Genomic DNA, 18,412 nt, shown 5'->3' on the forward strand with positions numbered 1-18,412 from the left:
ATGGACGCCTTCCAAAAAGAAATCGACGAACGTACCAACCTGACCTCCAGCAACAAGTTCGAACTGCTGCTGTTCCGCCTCGGCACCCCGGACGGCAGCACCGACAGGCCGGGCGAGCTGTATGGCATCAATGTCTTCAAGATCCGCGAGATCGTGCCCATGATGGACATCACCGCTGCGGCCGGCATGCGCTCCCCGATGCTGGGCATGGTCAACATCCGCGGCCAGGTGATGTCGGTGGTGGACCTGCCGGCGGTGGCCGGATGCAAGCCGGGCCATGGCTTCAACATCCTGCTCATCACCGAGTTCGCCCGCCATACCCAGGCCTTCGCGGTGGAATCGGTAGAGGAAATCGTGCGCCTGGACTGGAGCCAGGTCCTGCCGGCTGACTCCCATGCTTCCGGCAGCGTGGTCACCAGCATCGCCCGCCTCGACTCGGCCCAGGATGGCGGTCGCCTGGTGCAGGTGCTGGACGTGGAGCAGATCCTCAACATGATCTCGCCGGTCAAGGAACAGATCGAGCCGGTCCCGGCCGGCAGCAATGAACTGAAGATCAAGCCGGGCTCGGTCGTGCTGGCCGCTGACGATTCGCGCATGGCACGCGCCCTCATCGAGCAGTGCCTGACCGATCTCAAGCTGCCCTACGTGATGACCACCGACGGCGTGCAAGCCTGGAAGAAACTCCAGGAGCTGGCCCGCCAAGCCGAACAGGAAGGCAAGCCGCTCACCGACAAGGTCGCCATGGTGCTGACCGACCTCGAGATGCCGGAGATGGATGGCTTCACCCTGACCCGCAAGATCAAGGCTTCGGACCTCTACAAACAACTGCCGGTGGTAATCCATTCTTCACTGACCGGTGCCGCCAACGAAGACCATGTGCGTTCGGTGGGCGCCAATGGTTACGTCGCCAAGTTTTCCCCGCCTGAACTGGCAGCAATGCTGCGCAAGGTGCTGCCCCCCTGACGGCACCTACTGCAGAGCCAGGAACGGCGCTTTTTACAAGCGCACGGCCGACGCCCGGTCGGCCGGCAAGACCCGCCCCACGCCACCCCTGACGGTGCCGTGGGGCTTTTTCATGGATATCGCGGGCGCACGTGGCCGTGCGCGCCGAGCCAACCCGAACTCCCGACCAATCCTGATCGGCTTGAGCTATCTCAAATTATTTCGAGACCAGACTTCTAGAATCGGACATGAACATCCCTGTGGCAGGTCGTGCGTCTGCCGCTGCCGTGGATGTCTGCGTTGCGACCCGCGTGCGGTCGCGCCCTGCCTCAGGAGGCTGGTCATGGTTCCCTCTGCCGATCGTGTCGTATCCCTCGCCCCGAGCGGCGACAACCCGCCGCTGGCGCAACGCATCCCGGCCCTGCTGGCCGAGATGGATGCCGAACATCGCGAAGTGCTGGAGAGCGTGGCCGCCCTGGCGGTGGTACCGCCCACGCAGTTCGCCGCAGCCTATGGCGCACTGGTGGCGCAGATCGAACAGGGATTCCGGGAAGAAGAAAAGATGATGGACGCCATCGGCTACAGCGAGATCCGCGCCCATCGCCGCGACCACGCCGAGCTGCTGGCGCTGCTGCACCGTCTGCGGCCCTATTTGGAGGACGGCAACGCGCCGCTGGCCGATATTGTCATGGGCATGATCCCGGCCATGCTGGTACGGCACATGGCGGGCATGGACCAGGCGCTGGCACTGGCCTTGCGCATGCAGGGCGGCGTAGCGGAGCGGCACTGAGCCAGCATTGCGCCGGCGACGGCGTGCGACTCAGGCGTTCAGTGCGGTGGCGGTGGCAGCCTGGGGCCCGCGGATGAGCTCTGGCCCGCTGCCGTAATCGGCCAGCGTGGCCCGGTAGAAATCAATGAAATCGGCCGCCGGCAAGGGCTGGGCAAACAGCCAGCCCTGGGCGAAGTCGACCCCGTGCTCGCTCAGGTAGGCGGCCTGTTCCAGGGTTTCCACGCCCTCGGCGACGATGTAGAGATGCAGGCTCTTGGCCATGGCGATGATGTGATCGATCACCGCACTGGTGGCCGCACCGGTGCCGATGGTGCTGACGAAGGACTTGTCGATCTTGAGCGCATCCATGGGCAGGCCCTGCAAATACTGCAGGTTCGAATAGCCGGTGCCGAAATCATCGAGCGCCATCGAATGCCCCAACTCACGCGCCCGCGCCAGCGTCACCCGGGCCGAGGCGATATCCATGCAGCCGCGTTCGGTGGCTTCCATCCACAACTGTTCGGTACGGATATCGGTACCGGCCAGCATCTGGCTGACCACATCGATGATGCGACCGGTCTTGATATCCTGGGCGGCGACATTGACGGCCACGTGCAGGGCGCGGTCGGCGCGCAGGGTATCGCCCAGCTCGGCCAGCACAGCCGCGATGACCTGGTCGGTCATGGGCAGGATCAGACCGCTCTCCTCGGCCAGCGGCACGAACAAGTCAGGCCGCACGATGCTGCCGTCCGGGCGACGCCAGCGAATCAGTGCTTCGGCGCCAACGCAGCGCCCGGTGGCCAGCTCGATGATGGGCTGGTAGAAAACGATGAATTCACGCTTGCGCACGGCCAGTTGCAGTTCCGCCAGCGGCGACAGGCGCGCCTGCGACACGCGCAGCACCAGCAGCACCAGGACCAGCCCCAGCAGCACGCCAGCGGGCAGGAACCACTGCTGCTCTCCCGTCATGGCCGCCAGTACCTGCTGTCCATCGATGATGGCCGCAGCGGTCCAGCCGTCGCCACTGACGGTGGAGACAAAGAACCCGTCGAAATCCTGGGTACCCAGACCACCCAGCGCCCGCCCTGCCATGCCCGCCGACAACGGCACGCCGTACTGCGCCACCAGCCCGAATCCGTTGCGCGCCAGCACCACATGCACGCCATCTTCCAGGACCACATCGACGAAGCGTTCACGCTGCACTAGGGCCACATGGGCTCCGTACTGAATGGCCATCATGCTGGGGCCGTCGGTGACAAAGGACGGCTGTTCCAGCGCCACACCGATGCCGTCACGGGTCGTGAACTGCGGCTCAGGCTGGCCCCGCCGCAGCGCCTGACCGCGCCGGTCCCAGGAAGTGCACTTGAGCTGGCCGTATTCGTAATAACCCATTTCCTCGATGGCGCCGGAATGGACGGCAATGAGCCGCATCTGGGCAATGTGTTCATCCGAACAGGGAAAGAGCAGCAGCGGCGAGAGCGATTTCAGGGAGCGCTGGGCGTTCTGGAAGGTGGCTTCGGCGCGCTCCACGACGGTCTCGGCGTAGCGCGTCAGGCGCTCATGCTCGGACTGGATCACCGCCTGGCGCGACAGCCACAGCATGCCGATCACCGGCACCGTCGCGGCCACGACGGTGGCGATGATGGTCAGCAGCACCACCTTGTTCTTGTTGCTCACGTCTTCCCCCTTGCGCCGCGCCTTGGCGACGGCCCGTCCGAATCGACTATTCCATGTCCATGCTCATCATTAGACCCCGAACAAACAATTAAATCAATTTAATCATTTTATAAAATGGTGAAGCGTTTTTGCAACGGCTGGAAGCGGTCTATTGGCAGTATCACAAAAAGTGAATTTAACACTTATAAATCAACGACTTATAAAAACACTTCAGCATCCCCTCAAGACTTTTCGCAATGACAACTTAGTTGGAGGCTCGCAACAAATTCATTATATATTCCCGTAGAGAACCGATTTTTTAGCGATTTCAATGAATTTGTGCTTTAATGATTCCATCAATCAATTTTTCAGGAACCGATCATGCGCCTCAACCTACCCGTCACTCAACAAGAGCGCGAGATCGACGCCCACGCCTCCATCGTCTCCAAGACCGATATCAAGGGCCGCATCACCTATGTCAACCCGACCTTCATCGACATCAGTGGCTTTACGGAAGAAGAGCTGATTGGCGCCCCGCAGAACATCGTGCGCCATCCGGACATGCCGGAGCTGGCCTTTGCCGACCTGTGGAGCACCCTCAAGGCGGGCCTGCCCTGGACCGGGCTGGTCAAGAACCGCTGCAAGAACGGTGACTTCTACTGGGTCAAGGCCAATGTCACGCCGATCTGGGAACGCGGCGTGTGCACCGGCTACATGTCGGTGCGCACCAAGCCCAGCCGCACCGAGATCGCCGCCGCCGACCAGGCCTACCAGGAGCTGAAGAAGGAAAGCACCCGCATCGCGGTCCATCGCGGCGAAGTCGTACCCACCGGTCTGCGCGGCAAGCTGCGCCAGGTGTCGCAGGTTTCGCTGAAGGCCCGGCTGGACCTCGGCCTGGCCACGGTCGCCGCGAGTGCAGGCGCGCTGGCTTTCCTGAACAGCCAGTGCAGCAGCCACGCCAGCAGCCTCCCGACACTGGTGACCACCGGCATTGCCCTGACCAGCCTGGCCTTGCTGCGCATGACGCTGGCCAAACGTATCTTCACTCCCTTGCGTCGGGCGGTGGTGCAAGCGCGCCGGGTGGCTGGCGGCGATCTGTCGGTCACCGATCTCCAGGCGCGCCGCGATGAAATGGGCGCGCTGCTGCAAGCCATGGAACAGATGCGCGTCAACCTGGTGGCCTCGGTCGGTGACGTGCGCCGCAGCGGCCTGCACATTGCCCAGGCCACCGGGGAGATCGCACGCGGCAACATGGACTTGTCGGCCCGTACTGAATCCCAGGCCAGCAGCCTGGAAGAAACCGCCGCCAGCATGGAAGAGCTGGCCTCCACCGTGACCCAGAACAGCGAGAACGCGCGCCAGGCCAACCACCTGGTAGAGCAAGCGCTGGCCACCACGCGCAGTGGCGAAGCTTCCATCAACCACATCAATGACACCATGGATGCGATCCACAAGAGCGCCGAGCAAATCAAGCAGATCACCGGACTGATCGACGGCATCGCTTTCCAGACCAACATCCTGGCCTTGAACGCCGCCGTGGAAGCCGCCCGCGCCGGTGAGCAGGGACGCGGTTTCGCAGTGGTGGCCGGCGAGGTACGCAACCTGGCGCAACGTTCGACCCAGGCCACCAAGGAGATCAAGCTGCTCATCGAGGCATCTTCGCAGCGGGTCGGCTCGGGCGTGAAACTGGCCGGCGAGATCCGCGACACCATGGGCGGCATCATGCGCTCGGTCACGCAAGCGGCCACCGCCGTGGCCGAGATCACCGCCGCCTCGGGGGAACAGCAGACCGGCATCCACCAGGTCAACGAAGCCGTGGTGCTGATGGATGAAGTGACCCAGCGCAATGCGGCGCTGGTGGAAGAGGCCGCCGCCGCAGCCGGTAGCCTGGAAGAATCGACCCGGCAAATGATCCAGGCCATCAGCGTATTCAACCTGGAAGGCATGCCGGCCCAGTCTATCCCGATGCGCTCACCAGAGGCCAAGCGCGTGGCGCTGCTGCGCGCGGCCTGACCAGCGGGGCACGGCTCCCGCCCTTGACCGGGGAGCCATCGCTGAGGAGGCGAACATGGGACACAGCGAAGCATTGATGGCCGAAGAGTGCGCCAGCCCGCGTACCCATACCGATGACGCGCCCGACACCCGCGCCCTGGTCAAGGCCAATGCACGGTATCGCCACATCATCGGCAACACCCCGGCCATCATCTACAGCAGCGTACCCTCGGGCGACTTCCAGCTCACCTTCGTCAGCGAAAACGCCACACGCCTGCTGGGCTACGATCCGGAGGAAATGCTGGACGATCCCAACTTCTGGTTCAACCACATCCACCCCGATGACACCGCCGCGATCTTCTCCAGCCTGGCCATGCTCTTCGTGGAAGACCAGAAGATCTATGAATACCGTTTCCGCACCAGCGATGGCAGCTACCTGTGGATGCACGATACGCTGCGCCTGATCCGGGATGCCGAAGGCACTCCCCTGGAAGTGATCGGACTGATGACCGACATCACCGGCCGCAAGCAGCTCGAAGACACCCTGCAACGCCAGGCCGAAGAACAGCGTGCCCTGATCGAGCAACTCAGGATGGCCCAGGCCCAGCTGATGCAGTCGGAGAAGCTGGCCTCCATCGGCCAGCTTGCCGCCGGTGTGGCGCACGAGATCAACAACCCGATCGGCTTCGTCAACGCCAATCTCAATACCCTGGGCAACTACGTAGCCACGCTGCTGGAGGGCATCAAACTCTACCAGTGCGTCGCCGGCGGCACGCTGCCCACCAGCGTGGCGCAATCCGAACTGCAGGCCTACGAGGCACGCGCCGACCTGCAATTCCTCAGCGAAGACGTCACCGAACTGCTGGCCGAATCCAACGAGGGCCTGCAGCGGGTCAAGAACATCGTGCAGTCGCTCAAGGACTTCTCGCGCACCGGCGAAAGCAACTGGCAGATGGCCGACCTGCATCACGGCCTGGACAGCACCCTCAACATCGCCAACAACGAACTGAAGTACAAGGTCACCATCATCAAGCAATACGGCGAACTGCCCATGGTCAAGTGCCTGGCTTCGGAACTGAACCAGGTCTTCATGAACCTGCTGGTCAATGCAGCTCAGGCCATCACCGAACGTGGCAGCGTGACCATCCGCACCGAACGCCGTGGCGAGCGCGCCATCGTCAGCATCAGCGATACCGGCCACGGCATCGCGCCTGAACACATCAACCGCATCTTCGAACCTTTCTTCACCACCAAGCCGGTCGGCAGCGGGACCGGGCTTGGTTTGTCGCTGTCCTACGGCATCATCAAGAAGCACGGCGGCGATATTCATGTCAGCAGTGAACCGGGCCAAGGCACCACCTTCCGGATCGAATTGCCCATCGATCCCGCCAGCGCCCAGCCGGCCAGCAAGGCCACGGACGAACCAGGAGAAGCATCATGACCGCCATCCACAGCCAGGAACTCCAGACCCTGCAACAAGCCGATCCGTTCGCCCTGCCACCACCCTGCGTACTGCTGGTGGACGATGAACAGAGCATCCTGTCGGCCCTCAAACGCAGCTTCCGGCCCTTGGGCTATCGCCTGTTGACGGCCACCAGTGCCGAGGCCGGACTGGACATCCTGGCCAGCGCCGAAGTTGATCTGGTGATCTCCGACATGCGCATGCCGGGCATGAATGGTGCCCAGTTCCTGGCCCAGGTCAAGCAACAGTGGCCGGCCACCATGCGCATCCTGCTGACCGGCTATTCCGAGATCGGCAGCACCATTTCGGCCATCAATGATGGCGGCATCCACCACTACCTCTCCAAGCCCTGGGAAGACCGCGAACTGCTCATGACGGTCGCCCATGCGCTGGAAGAACAGCAACTGCGCAAGCAGAAAATGGCACTGGAACGCAAGGTGCGCGAACAGAATCTGCAACTGGCCGATTTCACCCGCCAGCTGGAACGCCAGGTCCAGGCCCGCACCGAGGAACTGCGCCAGACCGTGCTGTTCCTGGAGAGTGCCCAGGAGGAAGAACAGAAAGCCTTCCTCAGCATGCTGCACGTCTTCTCCGACATCAGCGAACTGCGCGCCGGACTGGCCAATGGCCAGTCGGCGCGCATCGCCCGCTGGTGCGAACAGCTGGCCATGCGCATGGGCATGACCAGCCTGCATGCCAGGCACACCATGATGGCCGGCATGCTGCACGGCATCGGCAAGCTGGACCTCTCCGATGAGCTGGTAAGAAAGCCCATCGAAAAGATGAGCAGCGACGAGTTGCAGCGTTTCCTCTGGCATCCGGTCAAGGGCCAGATGCTGCTCACCCCCATCCCGACCCTGGCCGAGAGCGGCGAGATCATCCGCCATCAGCACGAACGCTACGATGGCCGTGGCGTACCGGAAAGCCTCTCGGGCGACGCCATCCCGCTGGGCTCGCGCATCCTGGCGGTGGTGCGCGACTTCGAGGGTCTGTGCAATGGCGGCATCACCAGCCACAACGTCAGCCCGGAGAAGGCCCTGACCATGCTGCGCGCCCACGCCGGCCATCGCTACGACCCGCTGGTGGTCGAGACCTTCATCGCCATGATGGAAGAACAACGCCTGGCCCTCGAACAGCAGACCCGCCTGCTGGCGCCGCAAGACCTGCGCGTGGGCATGAAGCTGGCCGAGGACCTGCGCACCCGCTCCGGCGTCCTGCTGCTCAACAAGGAGCACGTACTGGACGAAGCCATCCTGGCGCGTCTGCGGCGCTTCGAGCAGATCGACGAGATGCCGCTGAAGGCGCGCATCCTGTTGCAGTGAGGCAAATAGGTGTTGGGGTCAGCCCGCCCTGCGCCGGCTGACCCGGGAATTTCCTGATTGCCAGCCCGACCCGGGACTGATGCAATCGGCAGGACAGGGCGCTGGGCGCCCGTTCGCGTTGGGGGACGCGAGGCTGTTCCACCATAACAATATTGATCATGACCAGAATCACGAGAAATACCTGCCTGTTCCTGCTCGTCGCCTTCAGCCTGCTGCTGGCGGGCGTGGCCGGCCTGTCGCAACTCAACCAGAAGGAAGTACAGGCCAGTCTGGCACTGGACAGCCGCTGGATCCGCGACGACATCGAATCCCTGTTGCGCCGCTACGAACACGGCCTGCGCGGTACCCGTGGCGCCATCCTGGCCATCGGCGCGGATGAACTGAGCCGCGAGAAACTGTTGCGCTACATGGACAGCCGCGATCTGGCCCAGGAGTTCCCCTGGGCGGGCGGCTTCGGCTTCATCCGTCATGTGCCGCTGGCCGCGCTGCCGGCTTATGAGAAGAAGGTACGCCAGGAGCAGATGCTGTTTTCCAGCATCACCGAGCTCACCCACAATCCCGGTGAACGCTACGTCATCGAATACATCGAGCCCATCGTTCCCAATCGGCAAGCCCTGGGTCTGGACATCGCCTCCTCGCCCGAACGCCGCTCGGCCGCCGACCACGCCATGCTGACCGGCCGCGCCGAACTGACCACGCCGATCAGCCTGGTACAGAAGCAAGGCACTGCCGCCAATGCCTATCTTTTCCTGCTGCCCATCTATGCCGGCTCGGTCACTCCGCCGACCATGGAGCAGCGTCGGGAAAAAATCATCGGCTGGGCCTACGCACCGCTGTCGGTACACGACATCCTGTCCGAACTGAGCCGGCGCTGGAACGTCCATTCGCTGCAAATCCGGGTGGAGGACGTGGCCAGCGACGCACCTGCGGTCGAACTGTTCCGCAGCGGCGGATTCGACCAGATCGATGGCGCCGTCACCCTCGATACCGCCCTGCCGCTCTATGGCCGCGCCTGGAAACTGGTGATCCGCGCCGCCCCGGAATACGCGCAGGCGCACCAGTTCATCAGCGACCGCGCCATGTTGCTCTCCTGCTGCACGCTGACCATGCTGATCCTGGCCATCGCGCTGGCCTACCAGATCTTTTCCACCCGCGAAGGCAAATTGCAGGAAGCGCGCGCACTGCTGGCCGCCGTGGTGGACAGTTCGCCCGACGCCATCGTCACTACCGATGCCCATGGACTGATCACCTCCTGGAACCGGGGTGCCACCGATACCCTGGGCCTTTCGGAAGATCGGGCACTGGGCACGGCCCTGTCCGCGCAGGCAACGCTGCGCGAACTGGACCAGCGCAGCAACACCCGGCAGCCGGGGACAGGTTTCAGTCCCGCCCCCGGTCAGCAGGAGGAGCCTCACGTGGTCAGCTTGCACGGGGAGGCGTTGCGCTATGCCTCGGCGCTGATGTTCCCGCTGCGCGACCGTGCCGGGCAACAGATCGGCAAGGCCTTCATGCTGCGCGACATCACGCGCGAGAAACGCATCGAACGCCAGCTGCACCGCATCAACGAAGAACTGGAACTGACTGTGCAGCAGCGTACCCATGCGCTGCACCAGGCCAAGACCATGCTGCAGACCGTGCTCAACGTGATGCCCTCGCTGGTCGGCTACTGGGACAAGCATCTCATCAACCGTTTCGCCAACGCCTCCTACGAGCGAGTGTTCGGACGGGCACATGGTGAAATCACCGGCATGTACATGCTGGACCTGGTAGGAACGGAGCTCTACGAAAGTGCCCTGCCCTACATCGATGCCGTGCTGGCCGGCGAAAAACAGATCTTCGAGCGCACCTTCACCCATGCCGTCAACGGCTACAAGCACGTCCTGACCACCTACATCCCCGACATCACCGAAGCCGGGGATGTAATCGGCTTCTACGTCGTGGCCCATGATGTGACCGAGATCACCCACAACCGCAACCAGCTCAGCGATGCACTGGCCCAGAACCAGTCCCTGCTGGACCAGGTACAGCAGGCCAATGCCCTGCTCAACAACGTGCTCAGCTCGGCCACCGGTGTGGCCATCATCGCCACCGCACCGGATGGCGTGATCACTCTCTTCAATCGCGGCGCTGAACGCATGCTGGGCTATCCGGCCGAGGAAGTGATCGGTCAGATGAAGGAAGAAGCCTTCTCGGGCCGTCTCAACAGTCCGGCCATCGGCGCCCGGGCAACGGCGCAAGAGAAGGCCGTGAGCGACTTGCGCTATCGTCGCAAGGATGGCGTGACTCTGCCCGTCACGCGTCAGCAGACTTCCATGCTGGACCACCGCCAGCGCCATATCGGCGATCTCTACATCGCCATGGACATGAGCCTGCAACGCCAGCAGGAAGCCGAACTGGCGGCCGCGCGCGACCAGTTGATGCTGGCTGCGGAAGTGGCCAAGCTGGGCGTGTGGGTGTGGGACCGCCACAGTGATACGCTGGAATTCAACCGCCAGATCGCCGAGATCTACGGTATCGGCGATGGTCGCAGCGGCCACGTCACCACCTATGACGGCTGGCGCCGTCGCGTGCATCCCGACGATGTCGGCTATGTGGAAGCAGCCCTGCAGGCGGCGCTGGCCGGTACCGGAGAATTCGAACCGGTGTTTCGGGTGCAGCGCGAGGACGGCAGCATCCGCTTCGTGCAGGCTCGGGCGCACGTGGACCGCAACGGCATGGGCGCGCCGGTACGGGTGATCGGCATCAACCTGGACATCACCCAGCGCATCGAGTTCGAAAACAACCTGGTCGAGGCGCGTCTGAAGGCCGAGCAGGCCAGTTCGGCCAAGAGCCTGTTCCTGGCCAGCGTCAGTCATGAAATCCGCACCCCCATGAACGGCGTGCTGGGCATGATCCAGCTGCTGCAACGGACACAGCCGCAACCGGCCCAGCGCGACTACCTGAACAAGGCCGAAATCTCGGCACGGTCGCTGCTCAATCTGCTCAATGACCTGCTGGATTTTTCCAAGATGGATGCCCGCCAGGTACTGCTGGAACTGCAGGCCTTCTCGCTGGAAAAACTGCATCACGATCTCGCCGCGATCCTGGCGGGCAGCCCGCCCCAGGAAGGCGTGAGTCTGCACATCGCACTGGACGGCGAGCTGCCGCAACGCGTGGTGGGCGATGTCTACCGCCTGCAGCAGGTGCTGGTCAACCTGATCAGCAATGCGCTCAAGTTCACCCATCTGGGACGAGTCGACGTACAGCTGACGCGCCTGCCGGGCAGCAACGCGCAGCAGCTGATATTGCGGGTAGAAGTGTGCGACACCGGCATCGGCATCGCCCCGGAACGCCTGCAGGACATCTTCGATGCCTTCACCCAGGCCGAGGCCTCCACCACCCGCCGCTATGGGGGCACCGGCCTGGGTCTGGCCATCAGCCGCCATCTGGTGCAGCTCATGGGCGGACAGTTGCAGGTGAGCAGCGAACCGGGACGCGGCAGCCGCTTCTGGTTCGACCTGCCGATGCAGATCGAAGATGCCACGCCGCTATCGCAGGCGCGCGCGGACCAGGCCAGCCCGCATGCCGATTCTCCAGCCGTGCGCGAGGGCGCACGCGAACTGGAAGGCGTGCACATCCTGCTGGTGGAAGACAATGCCGTCAACCGTCAGGTCGCCAGCGGTCTGCTGTCGCTATGCGGCGCGCACATCACCAGCGCCGACAACGGCAGCACCGGCGTAGCCCTGGCCAGCGATCCCGAGCGCCATTTCGACCTGATTCTGATGGATCTGCAGATGCCCGGTATCGACGGCATCGAAGCCACCCGGCGCATCCGTCGCCAGCAGGACCTGCGCCATATCCCCATCCTGGCCATGACCGCCAATGCCTCGCCGGAAGATCGCCGCCGCTGCATCGATGCCGGCATGGCCGGCCACATTGCCAAACCCATCGACGTCAGTACACTGGTCCCTACCCTGCTGTCGCACCTGCAGCACGATCGCCCCGCCGCCCCGCAAGAACGCGCACCGACCGAGACCAGCGCCGTCTCCCTGCCCGCCGACCGCCAGCAGGTCGAGCAGCACGCCGACGTGATGCGGCGCTTCCGTCAGGCCAGCGACGTCTACCGTACCACGCTGGATGCTGCCGGAGCGGAACTGGAGCGGCTGTTCACGCAATATGAGGCGGCGCTGACGCAGGTCTCGGCAGTAGACATCGGCCAGAGCAGTCATGCCCTCAAGGGCCTGTGCGCCACCATCGGCGCCAGCGGCCTGGCCGCGTATTTCGCCGACATCGAGAACGCATGTCGCGCTGCACGGGAAGAGTCGCCCGATGCCCTTTTCACTGCCCGTGCAGCGGGCTGGCATGAACAACAGGGCGCAGTGCGGCGCGATGCCGGCGTAGTCCTGCAGCAACTGGCCGTACAGGCACTGCAAGGGGTGCGCGATCCATCGCCGGCGGGGCTGCCGCTGGCCGATGCAGAAGAGCTGCCGGCCTCGACAAAGGCGACCGATTTTCCTGACAGGCAGCAGCTGCACGCCTTGTTAGCGTCGAGCAACCTTGAAGCGCTGGATCTGGCCGAAGCCATCGGCAAGCGCCATGGGCTGATGCGACAACCCTACTACCAGCAGTTGTGGGAACTGATCGAGAAACTCGATTTCCCGGCGGCCCTGGCCCATCTCGATCATCACTTCGGAGAATCCACTTGAAACGCATCCTCGAAGAACTCTCGTCCCTGCGCGGCAGCCGCCCGCGCGTACTACTGTGCGACGACCAGCCCATCAACATCCGCCTGGCCAATGCCCTGCTCAAAGGCGATTACGAGATCTTCATGGCTACCAGCGGTGTGCAGGCCATCGAGCTGAGCGAGAAGGTCATACCGGACCTGATCCTGATGGACGTGAACATGCCAGGACTGAACGGCTATGAGACCTGCGAACGGCTCAAGCAGAACACCGTCACGCTGGGCATCCCCGTGATCTTCCTGACCGGCCTGAAAAGCGAGGAAGACGAGGTCAAGGGCTTCGATGCCGGCGGCGTGGACTTCATCAGCAAGCCCATCAACGGCACCGTGCTCAAGGCACGCGTACTGACGCACCTGACCCTGAAGCTGCAATCGGATTTCTATCGCAACATTGCCGTCACCGATTCGCTCACGGGCCTGTTCAACCGTCGCAAGTTCGACAGCGAGCTGGCCGAGAAATGGGAGCTGTGCAAGCGCTCCGGCCAAGCCATGTCACTCTTGATGATCGACATCGATTACTTCAAGAAATACAACGACCACTACGGTCATCAGGCTGGCGACCAATGCCTGGCCGAAGTGGCGCACGCCATCCGCAGCAACTTCCACCGCAGCTACGATTGCGTGGCACGCTATGGCGGCGAGGAGTTCGCCTGCATCCTGCCCATGGCCGGTCTCGATCAGGCCATGAAGCTGGCACGCGACGTCTGCGACGCCGTGGCCCGGCTGCATCTGCCCCATGCCAGGTCGGAGGTCGGTCAATACGTCAGCTTGAGCATCGGGGTGGCCTCGGTGGATGCGCCAGGCCACAGCAGCAGCCCCGCCTCGCTCATCGCCCTGGCCGACCAGAACCTGTATCAGGCCAAGGCACACGGACGAGCACAGGTATACGGGCAGACAGTGAGCCGGACCGACACGGCACCCGTCCCCGCAAGTTGAAGCCAGCCACGGCAGGAACACCTCCCCACACGTCTGCGAAGAGGCCGCTGCACGCTGCACCGCAGCGGCATCTCGAAAAATAACGAGGAAATATTCGAATAAATTTGAACTCACTGGCCTGAATTTCAGCCAGCGTCGACTATTTTCGACATCCCGGTAAAACTGCGTTTTTCTTCCCGCATGTCCTTGTCCCAGGAAAGCAGTCTGCCTGACGAGGGAGCGGTGAAGCCCATTAGACCCGTTCGATGCGTCCGTATCGGTCAAGGAAGAAAAACATGACAACTGCACATCTCGCTCACATCGTCGGTGGTGAAGACTCTCTGGGTGGCCCGCTGGTCCGCCTGCTGGAGGCCGCCGGATTCCACGTCGCCCACCATTCCTCGGCGGCCCAGTTTCTGCAGCACACGACCGGCAGCGCCCCTGGCGGGCTGGTGCTGGAAGTCCACATGCAGAATCTCGACGCGCGGCGCCTGCGTTCGCTGCTGGATGAACGTGAACTGGGCCGGCCCCTGATCGTCATCACCGGCCATACCGCCGCCAATGCACCGGAGGAGATGTACAGCGGGCACCACGATGCCGGCCCGCGCGCCCTCCCCGGCGCGGCCAGTGAACAGGGCGCGCAGCCCATGGTGCGGCAGCAGCTGGTGGAAGCTTTCCGGGGGGCGCTCATGCCCTTCGATGAATCCGGTCCGCAGATGCAGCAGCGGCAGGAACACTACGCGCGCCTGAAGACCCTCACGCGACGCGAACGCGAGGTGCTGGAACGTCTGGTCAAGGGAAGGCTGAACAAGCAGATCGCCGCCGAACTGGGCACCTCGGAACGCACCGTGAAGGCCCATCGCCAGCAGGTCATGCGCAAGATGAATGCCGACTCGCTGGCCGCGCTGGTGGCGGCCATGACGCGCTACTGAAGGCGCCTGCGGGCGGTCGCTCGCCTCATCGAGCCCCTGCACGATGAGGGGCGCTGGGCTTCAGCCGGTCACCGTATCCTCGGACTCCACCCGATTGCGCCCACCGCGCTTGGCCTGATACAAGGCCTGGTCGGCACGGGCATAGGCTTCTTCAAAATCGCTGCCGGCGGTGGCCCAGGCCACTCCGAAGCTGGAGGTGACCGGCCGCGCCGACAGGCACTGGAAACGTTCACCGGCAATCGCCTGGCGGATCCTGCCGGCCAGGGTCACTGCCTGTTCCAGCGCCACCCCGGCCAGCAGGATGGTGAATTCCTCGCCACCCACGCGGCCGATGACACCGTTTCCTTCCAGCGTGGTGCGCAGACGACCAACCAGTTCGCGGATCACGGCATCGCCGGTCGGATGGCCGAATTCATCATTGATGCGTTTGAAGAAATCGATGTCCAGCACGATCAGCGACATCGACGATTGTTCCAGGATCTGGTGTGCGCGCTCGAAGACAGCGCCACGATTGAGGGCGCCGGTCAGATTGTCGTGCCGCGCCTTGTAGTCCAGTTCATCGCTCAACTGCTGCAGTCGCGCATTGAGCAGGTTCAGCTCGCGCTCGGTGCGGTCGCTGCGCGAGATCAGGCGACGGCTCTGGCGCATCAGCTGGCCATAGTGCTGCACCAGTTCCTCCAGCGCCGCGCGATGGCTGGCCGGGGCGCTGGCGGGATCGGCCAGTACTGCCGTAGCACGGTGCAGGGCCTCGGCTTCGGCCGCAAAAAGATCGTCGCGGTCCATCAGCTCTGCACCGCGTGATCGTGGAAGACCAGCGCGGCGAAATCTTCCTGCAACTCCTGGCCGAATTCGAAGATGGTGTCGTCTTCCTCGTCGTGGTACCAGTTCAGAACGACTTCGGTTCCGCTCTCGGCCTTCTCGTTCAGGGCGTCGAAGAGCGAGAACAACATCTTGGTGCTGGAGCTGTTGAAGTAGGCCAGCGCCACGTTGACGGTGATGGTGCCGCCGTGTTCATCGTCGGCCAGGAAGCGGCGCAGCGTGGTGATGATCTCGCCCCAGAACTGGGCGGCATTCTCGGGGTAGGATTCGCCCTTCAGCGAAAGCGTGCGCTGGTCGAAGCGGAAATCCACCTCGGGGGAGCTGGCGCTGGCGGCGATGAATAAGTTGTCCATGGTGTCGTGTGTCAGAGGCGGCGGGCCCTCAGATGGTGGCCCGGAGATAGAAGGTCTGCGCGCCATCGGCGGCCGGCTGGGAGAACTCGAAGTCCAGCGGCGCACTGGCATCGCGCGCCACCGTCAGGAAACCCAGACCGGCACCCTTGCTGTCGGGCGGTGTCTCGGTGCGCAGCATTTCCTTGTAGGCAGCCTTGATTTCGTCATTGGTCAGCGAACGCAGGTGTTCCAGTTTCGCCCGCAGCTTGTCGGCCATCTCGGCATCGACGGGATTGGCGCAATGCAGGAAGTAGCGACCATCGGTCTGGGTGATGTAGACCGCGCCATGGCGCATGGGCGGCTCTGTGACTTTTCCTTCCTTCTCGTGCAGATCTGCTGAGTAGTGGACGATGTTCTGCGCCATCTCGATGAAGGAAGAGAACAATTTGCGCCGCGTCTGCGCCAGTGCACCGGTGTGCTCGGCGCGCAGCTTCACGGCCTCGGCCATGGCGGCGATGATGGTCTGGGAAAAATAGCCGACGTAGTAGAAGACAATGTCGCGCCGGGCGACATAGCTGTGGAACTCAGCCCACTCCTGTTGGATACCGTTCATGCCTGTGTTCCGTGTTGAGAGTCTTGAAGAGAATCCTGAAGCGCCGCCGCCAGGCGCACACCGACGAAGCAGATGTCATCGCGTCGCCGCTGCGTCCCCTGATAGTGACTGTGAATGTCCATGACCACGCGCCCCAGCGCCGGCATCGGCAGGTGGCCGTGTTCGAGCAGGGTGCGGCGCAGGCGCTGCTTGCCGAAGGCGATGTTCCTGGGACCGCCGATCTGGTCGATCACGCCATCGGTACAGACGAAGATCATGGTCCCCGGTGCCAGCTGCTGGCTGTGGTTATCCCACTGCATGTCGTCGGGGGTGTCGACATAGCCGAGACCGACACGCTTGCCTTCGATGGTCAGCACTTCGGTGCCATCGGCCACCAGCAGGAACAGCGGCATCTTGGCACTGCTGCTGGTGAGGGTGCGGGTGGCACTGTCGAACCAGAAGAAACAGGCGTCCATGCCATCGTCCGATTCGGAGGGCTTGTCGGACTGGCCGTGCTGCCCGAGCACACGCTTCATGCTGCGGTTGACCTCGCGCAGGAGGCGCGCCGGGTCGTGCGGGCCATGCAGTTCCAGTGCCTGCTTCAGCGAGGATGAGGCGATCAGGGTCAGGAAGGCACCCGGCACCCCATGACCGGTGCAGTCGGCGACGGCGGCAAACCAGCCACCGGGATGTGCTTCGAAATGATAGAAGTCGCCGCCGACCACGTCACGTGGCTCCCACACCAGGCAGGCATCGGCCAGCGCCTCGGTCATGGCGGCGCGCGAGGCGCTCAACATGGCGCGCTGGATCACGCTGGCGTAATCGATGCTCTGCATGACCTGGCGGTTCTTTTCTTCCTGCATGCTCACCAGTTCACGCATCAGGGCCAGGCCCGCGCCCAGGCCGGCCAGTTGGCCCTGCTCGACGATCAGGAAGCCGTCAGCCAGGGTCTTGTCGCCCGAGGCCACGGCCAGCGCGCCCAGCGTTTCGATGGGGGTAGCGGCCTCGACGATGAGCGGGTTCTTGTCCATGAAGGCGATGCAGCTCTTGCGCTCGTACAGCTCGCGGTGATACGGCTTGGACATCTGGGACATGAAGATGTGACGGCTGATGAGACCGATGGGCCGCTGCCGTTCCACCACAGGAAGACTGACCAGCTCCTTGTGCTGGCCGAAGATCTCCAGGACGGCAGCGTTGTTCTCATCGAACTGGACGACCGGCACCTGTACCGCCAGCGCTCCCGCTGTCGGTTGGAACAACTTGCTCCCTGTCGCCGGAGTCAGACTGAAATGACTTTCCACCGTGCTCGCCCGCGTCGTGATTTTTGGATAGACCGCGGATCATATTTCATTCCTGTGACAACAATGTGACGCTGTCAAGCGACAATTAACCAATTGTGCGACACGATGCGTCTTACCGGACGCAGCATGAGCTGAGCCGGCGCTCAGGAAAACCCCGATGGCGGCCATGTTGCCCGCAGTGCATGATGAGCTTGTCCCATGACTTCATGACTGATGGAGCGCCCACTCATGCACAAGACCGCCCTGATTGCCACCAGCCAGCCCGAAGTCAGCCGCGCGCTGACCGAATGGCTGGCCATCAACGACATCGACATCCAGATCGCCAGCAGCGGCAACGATGCCATCGAACACATCGCGCTGGACCGCCCCGACGTGGTAGTGGCGCAGCTGGCCATGGAAGGCATGAGCGGTCTGCGTCTGGCACATTACCTGAAGGCACAGAAGCAGCTGGCCGACGTACCGGTCATCTTGCTGTGCCGCGATGAACGCGAGATGGATCTGGTCAAGGGACAATGGCCGGCCTTCCTCTGTGCCGGCGCGCTGCATCCCGCCCTGATTTCCGAACTGAAGCGGGAACTGGTCAACTAGGGCCTGTTCACATTAAATCTGCGAGTGCGAGAGGTCGCCAAGCGTTGACTGCCTAGGCGCGGCGACGCGC

Annotated in this window: 14 protein-coding genes; 9 read left to right on the top strand and 5 right to left on the bottom strand. The window is 63.3% G+C overall.

What is annotated here, in order from left to right:
* Both HNO82_RS14520 and HNO82_RS14525 read left to right on the top strand, forming a co-directional pair.
* Complete coding sequence (locus HNO82_RS14520) at positions 1-963, top strand: chemotaxis protein (RefSeq protein WP_175344208.1); 963 nt, start codon at positions 1-3, stop codon at positions 961-963.
* A 322-nt stretch (positions 964-1,285) separates the two neighbouring features.
* Positions 1,286-1,732 (top strand): bacteriohemerythrin, encoded by a 447-nt coding sequence (locus tag HNO82_RS14525; RefSeq protein WP_175344209.1) that lies wholly within the window; start codon positions 1,286-1,288, stop codon positions 1,730-1,732.
* 30 nt (positions 1,733-1,762) lie between these two features.
* Here HNO82_RS14525 and HNO82_RS14530 read toward each other — a convergent pair whose 3' ends face one another.
* Entirely contained in the window at positions 1,763-3,388 is a 1,626-nt protein-coding gene (locus tag HNO82_RS14530) for an EAL domain-containing protein (protein WP_175344210.1), read from the bottom strand.
* Positions 3,389-3,748: 360 nt separating this feature from the next.
* Here HNO82_RS14530 and HNO82_RS14535 point away from each other — a divergent pair, with 360 nt between their 5' ends.
* The 6 genes from HNO82_RS14535 (at position 3,749) to HNO82_RS14560 (ending at position 14,710) form a co-directional block, all read left to right on the top strand.
* Positions 3,749-5,380, top strand: coding sequence for a methyl-accepting chemotaxis protein (locus tag HNO82_RS14535; RefSeq protein ID WP_175344211.1), 1,632 nt, complete (start codon positions 3,749-3,751; stop codon positions 5,378-5,380).
* Between the two features lie 55 nt (positions 5,381-5,435).
* Entirely contained in the window at positions 5,436-6,800 is a 1,365-nt protein-coding gene (locus tag HNO82_RS14540; RefSeq protein ID WP_175344212.1) for a PAS domain-containing sensor histidine kinase, read from the top strand.
* The gene (nosR, locus tag HNO82_RS14545) at positions 6,797-8,143 is read left to right on the top strand and encodes a response regulator c-di-GMP phosphodiesterase, NosR family (protein ID WP_175344213.1); all 1,347 of its coding nucleotides are present in this window, start codon (positions 6,797-6,799) and stop codon (positions 8,141-8,143) included. The genes HNO82_RS14540 and nosR overlap by 4 nt, the downstream gene beginning before the upstream one ends.
* 158 nt (positions 8,144-8,301) lie before the next feature.
* The gene (locus HNO82_RS14550; RefSeq protein ID WP_175344214.1) at positions 8,302-12,828 is read left to right on the top strand and encodes a CHASE domain-containing protein; all 4,527 of its coding nucleotides are present in this window, start codon (positions 8,302-8,304) and stop codon (positions 12,826-12,828) included.
* Complete coding sequence (locus tag HNO82_RS14555; RefSeq protein ID WP_175344215.1) at positions 12,825-13,799, top strand: diguanylate cyclase; 975 nt, start codon at positions 12,825-12,827, stop codon at positions 13,797-13,799. The genes HNO82_RS14550 and HNO82_RS14555 overlap by 4 nt, the downstream gene beginning before the upstream one ends.
* Positions 13,800-14,074: 275 nt before the next feature.
* Positions 14,075-14,710: a response regulator transcription factor gene (locus HNO82_RS14560; RefSeq protein WP_175344216.1), complete on the top strand. Its 636-nt coding sequence runs from the start codon at positions 14,075-14,077 to the stop codon at positions 14,708-14,710.
* Between the two features lie 60 nt (positions 14,711-14,770).
* On the opposite strand, the gene HNO82_RS14565 is transcribed toward HNO82_RS14560, so the two are convergent.
* The 4 genes from HNO82_RS14565 to HNO82_RS14580 are packed head-to-tail and all read right to left on the bottom strand — an operon-like array spanning position 14,771 to position 17,754.
* The gene (locus HNO82_RS14565) at positions 14,771-15,493 is read right to left on the bottom strand and encodes a GGDEF domain-containing protein (RefSeq protein WP_175344217.1); all 723 of its coding nucleotides are present in this window, start codon (positions 15,491-15,493) and stop codon (positions 14,771-14,773) included.
* A complete protein-coding gene (locus HNO82_RS14570; protein ID WP_008331657.1) occupies positions 15,493-15,882 on the bottom strand; it encodes a DUF1987 domain-containing protein in 390 nt (129 codons plus the stop codon). The genes HNO82_RS14565 and HNO82_RS14570 overlap by 1 nt, the downstream gene beginning before the upstream one ends.
* A 28-nt stretch (positions 15,883-15,910) precedes the next feature.
* On the bottom strand, positions 15,911-16,474 hold the full coding sequence (locus tag HNO82_RS14575) for a SiaB family protein kinase (RefSeq protein WP_008331662.1): 564 nt from the start codon (positions 16,472-16,474) through the stop codon (positions 15,911-15,913).
* A complete protein-coding gene (locus HNO82_RS14580) occupies positions 16,471-17,754 on the bottom strand; it encodes a PP2C family protein-serine/threonine phosphatase (protein WP_175344218.1) in 1,284 nt (427 codons plus the stop codon). Before HNO82_RS14580 ends, HNO82_RS14575 begins: the two co-directional genes overlap by 4 nt.
* A gap of 228 nt (positions 17,755-17,982) precedes the next feature.
* On the opposite strand from HNO82_RS14580, the gene HNO82_RS14585 reads away from it, so the two are divergent.
* Positions 17,983-18,342, top strand: a complete 360-nt coding sequence (locus tag HNO82_RS14585) for a response regulator (protein WP_175344219.1) — start codon at positions 17,983-17,985, stop codon at positions 18,340-18,342.
* The last annotated feature ends 70 nt before the right edge of the window (positions 18,343-18,412 follow it).

The sequence above is a fragment of the Herbaspirillum sp. C9C3 genome (assembly GCF_013359625.1).
In the GTDB taxonomy this organism is placed as follows: Bacteria; Pseudomonadota; Gammaproteobacteria; order Burkholderiales; family Burkholderiaceae_D; genus Herbaspirillum.

Excerpts from the sequence above, each read along its gene's own strand:
- HNO82_RS14550 (WP_175344214.1), top strand. The coding sequence starts at position 8,302 with ATGACCAGAATCACGAGAAATACCTGCCTGTTCCTGCTCGTCGCCTTC.
- HNO82_RS14520 (WP_175344208.1), top strand. The coding sequence starts at position 1 with ATGGACGCCTTCCAAAAAGAAATCGACGAACGTACCAACCTGACCTCC.
- HNO82_RS14575 (WP_008331662.1), bottom strand. The coding sequence starts at position 16,474 with ATGAACGGTATCCAACAGGAGTGGGCTGAGTTCCACAGCTATGTCGCC.
- HNO82_RS14540 (WP_175344212.1), top strand. The coding sequence starts at position 5,436 with ATGGGACACAGCGAAGCATTGATGGCCGAAGAGTGCGCCAGCCCGCGT.
- HNO82_RS14585 (WP_175344219.1), top strand. The coding sequence starts at position 17,983 with ATGCACAAGACCGCCCTGATTGCCACCAGCCAGCCCGAAGTCAGCCGC.
- nosR (WP_175344213.1), top strand. The coding sequence starts at position 6,797 with ATGACCGCCATCCACAGCCAGGAACTCCAGACCCTGCAACAAGCCGAT.
- HNO82_RS14535 (WP_175344211.1), top strand. The coding sequence starts at position 3,749 with ATGCGCCTCAACCTACCCGTCACTCAACAAGAGCGCGAGATCGACGCC.
- HNO82_RS14525 (WP_175344209.1), top strand. The coding sequence starts at position 1,286 with ATGGTTCCCTCTGCCGATCGTGTCGTATCCCTCGCCCCGAGCGGCGAC.
- HNO82_RS14560 (WP_175344216.1), top strand. The coding sequence starts at position 14,075 with ATGACAACTGCACATCTCGCTCACATCGTCGGTGGTGAAGACTCTCTG.
- HNO82_RS14570 (WP_008331657.1), bottom strand. The coding sequence starts at position 15,882 with ATGGACAACTTATTCATCGCCGCCAGCGCCAGCTCCCCCGAGGTGGAT.
- HNO82_RS14565 (WP_175344217.1), bottom strand. The coding sequence starts at position 15,493 with ATGGACCGCGACGATCTTTTTGCGGCCGAAGCCGAGGCCCTGCACCGT.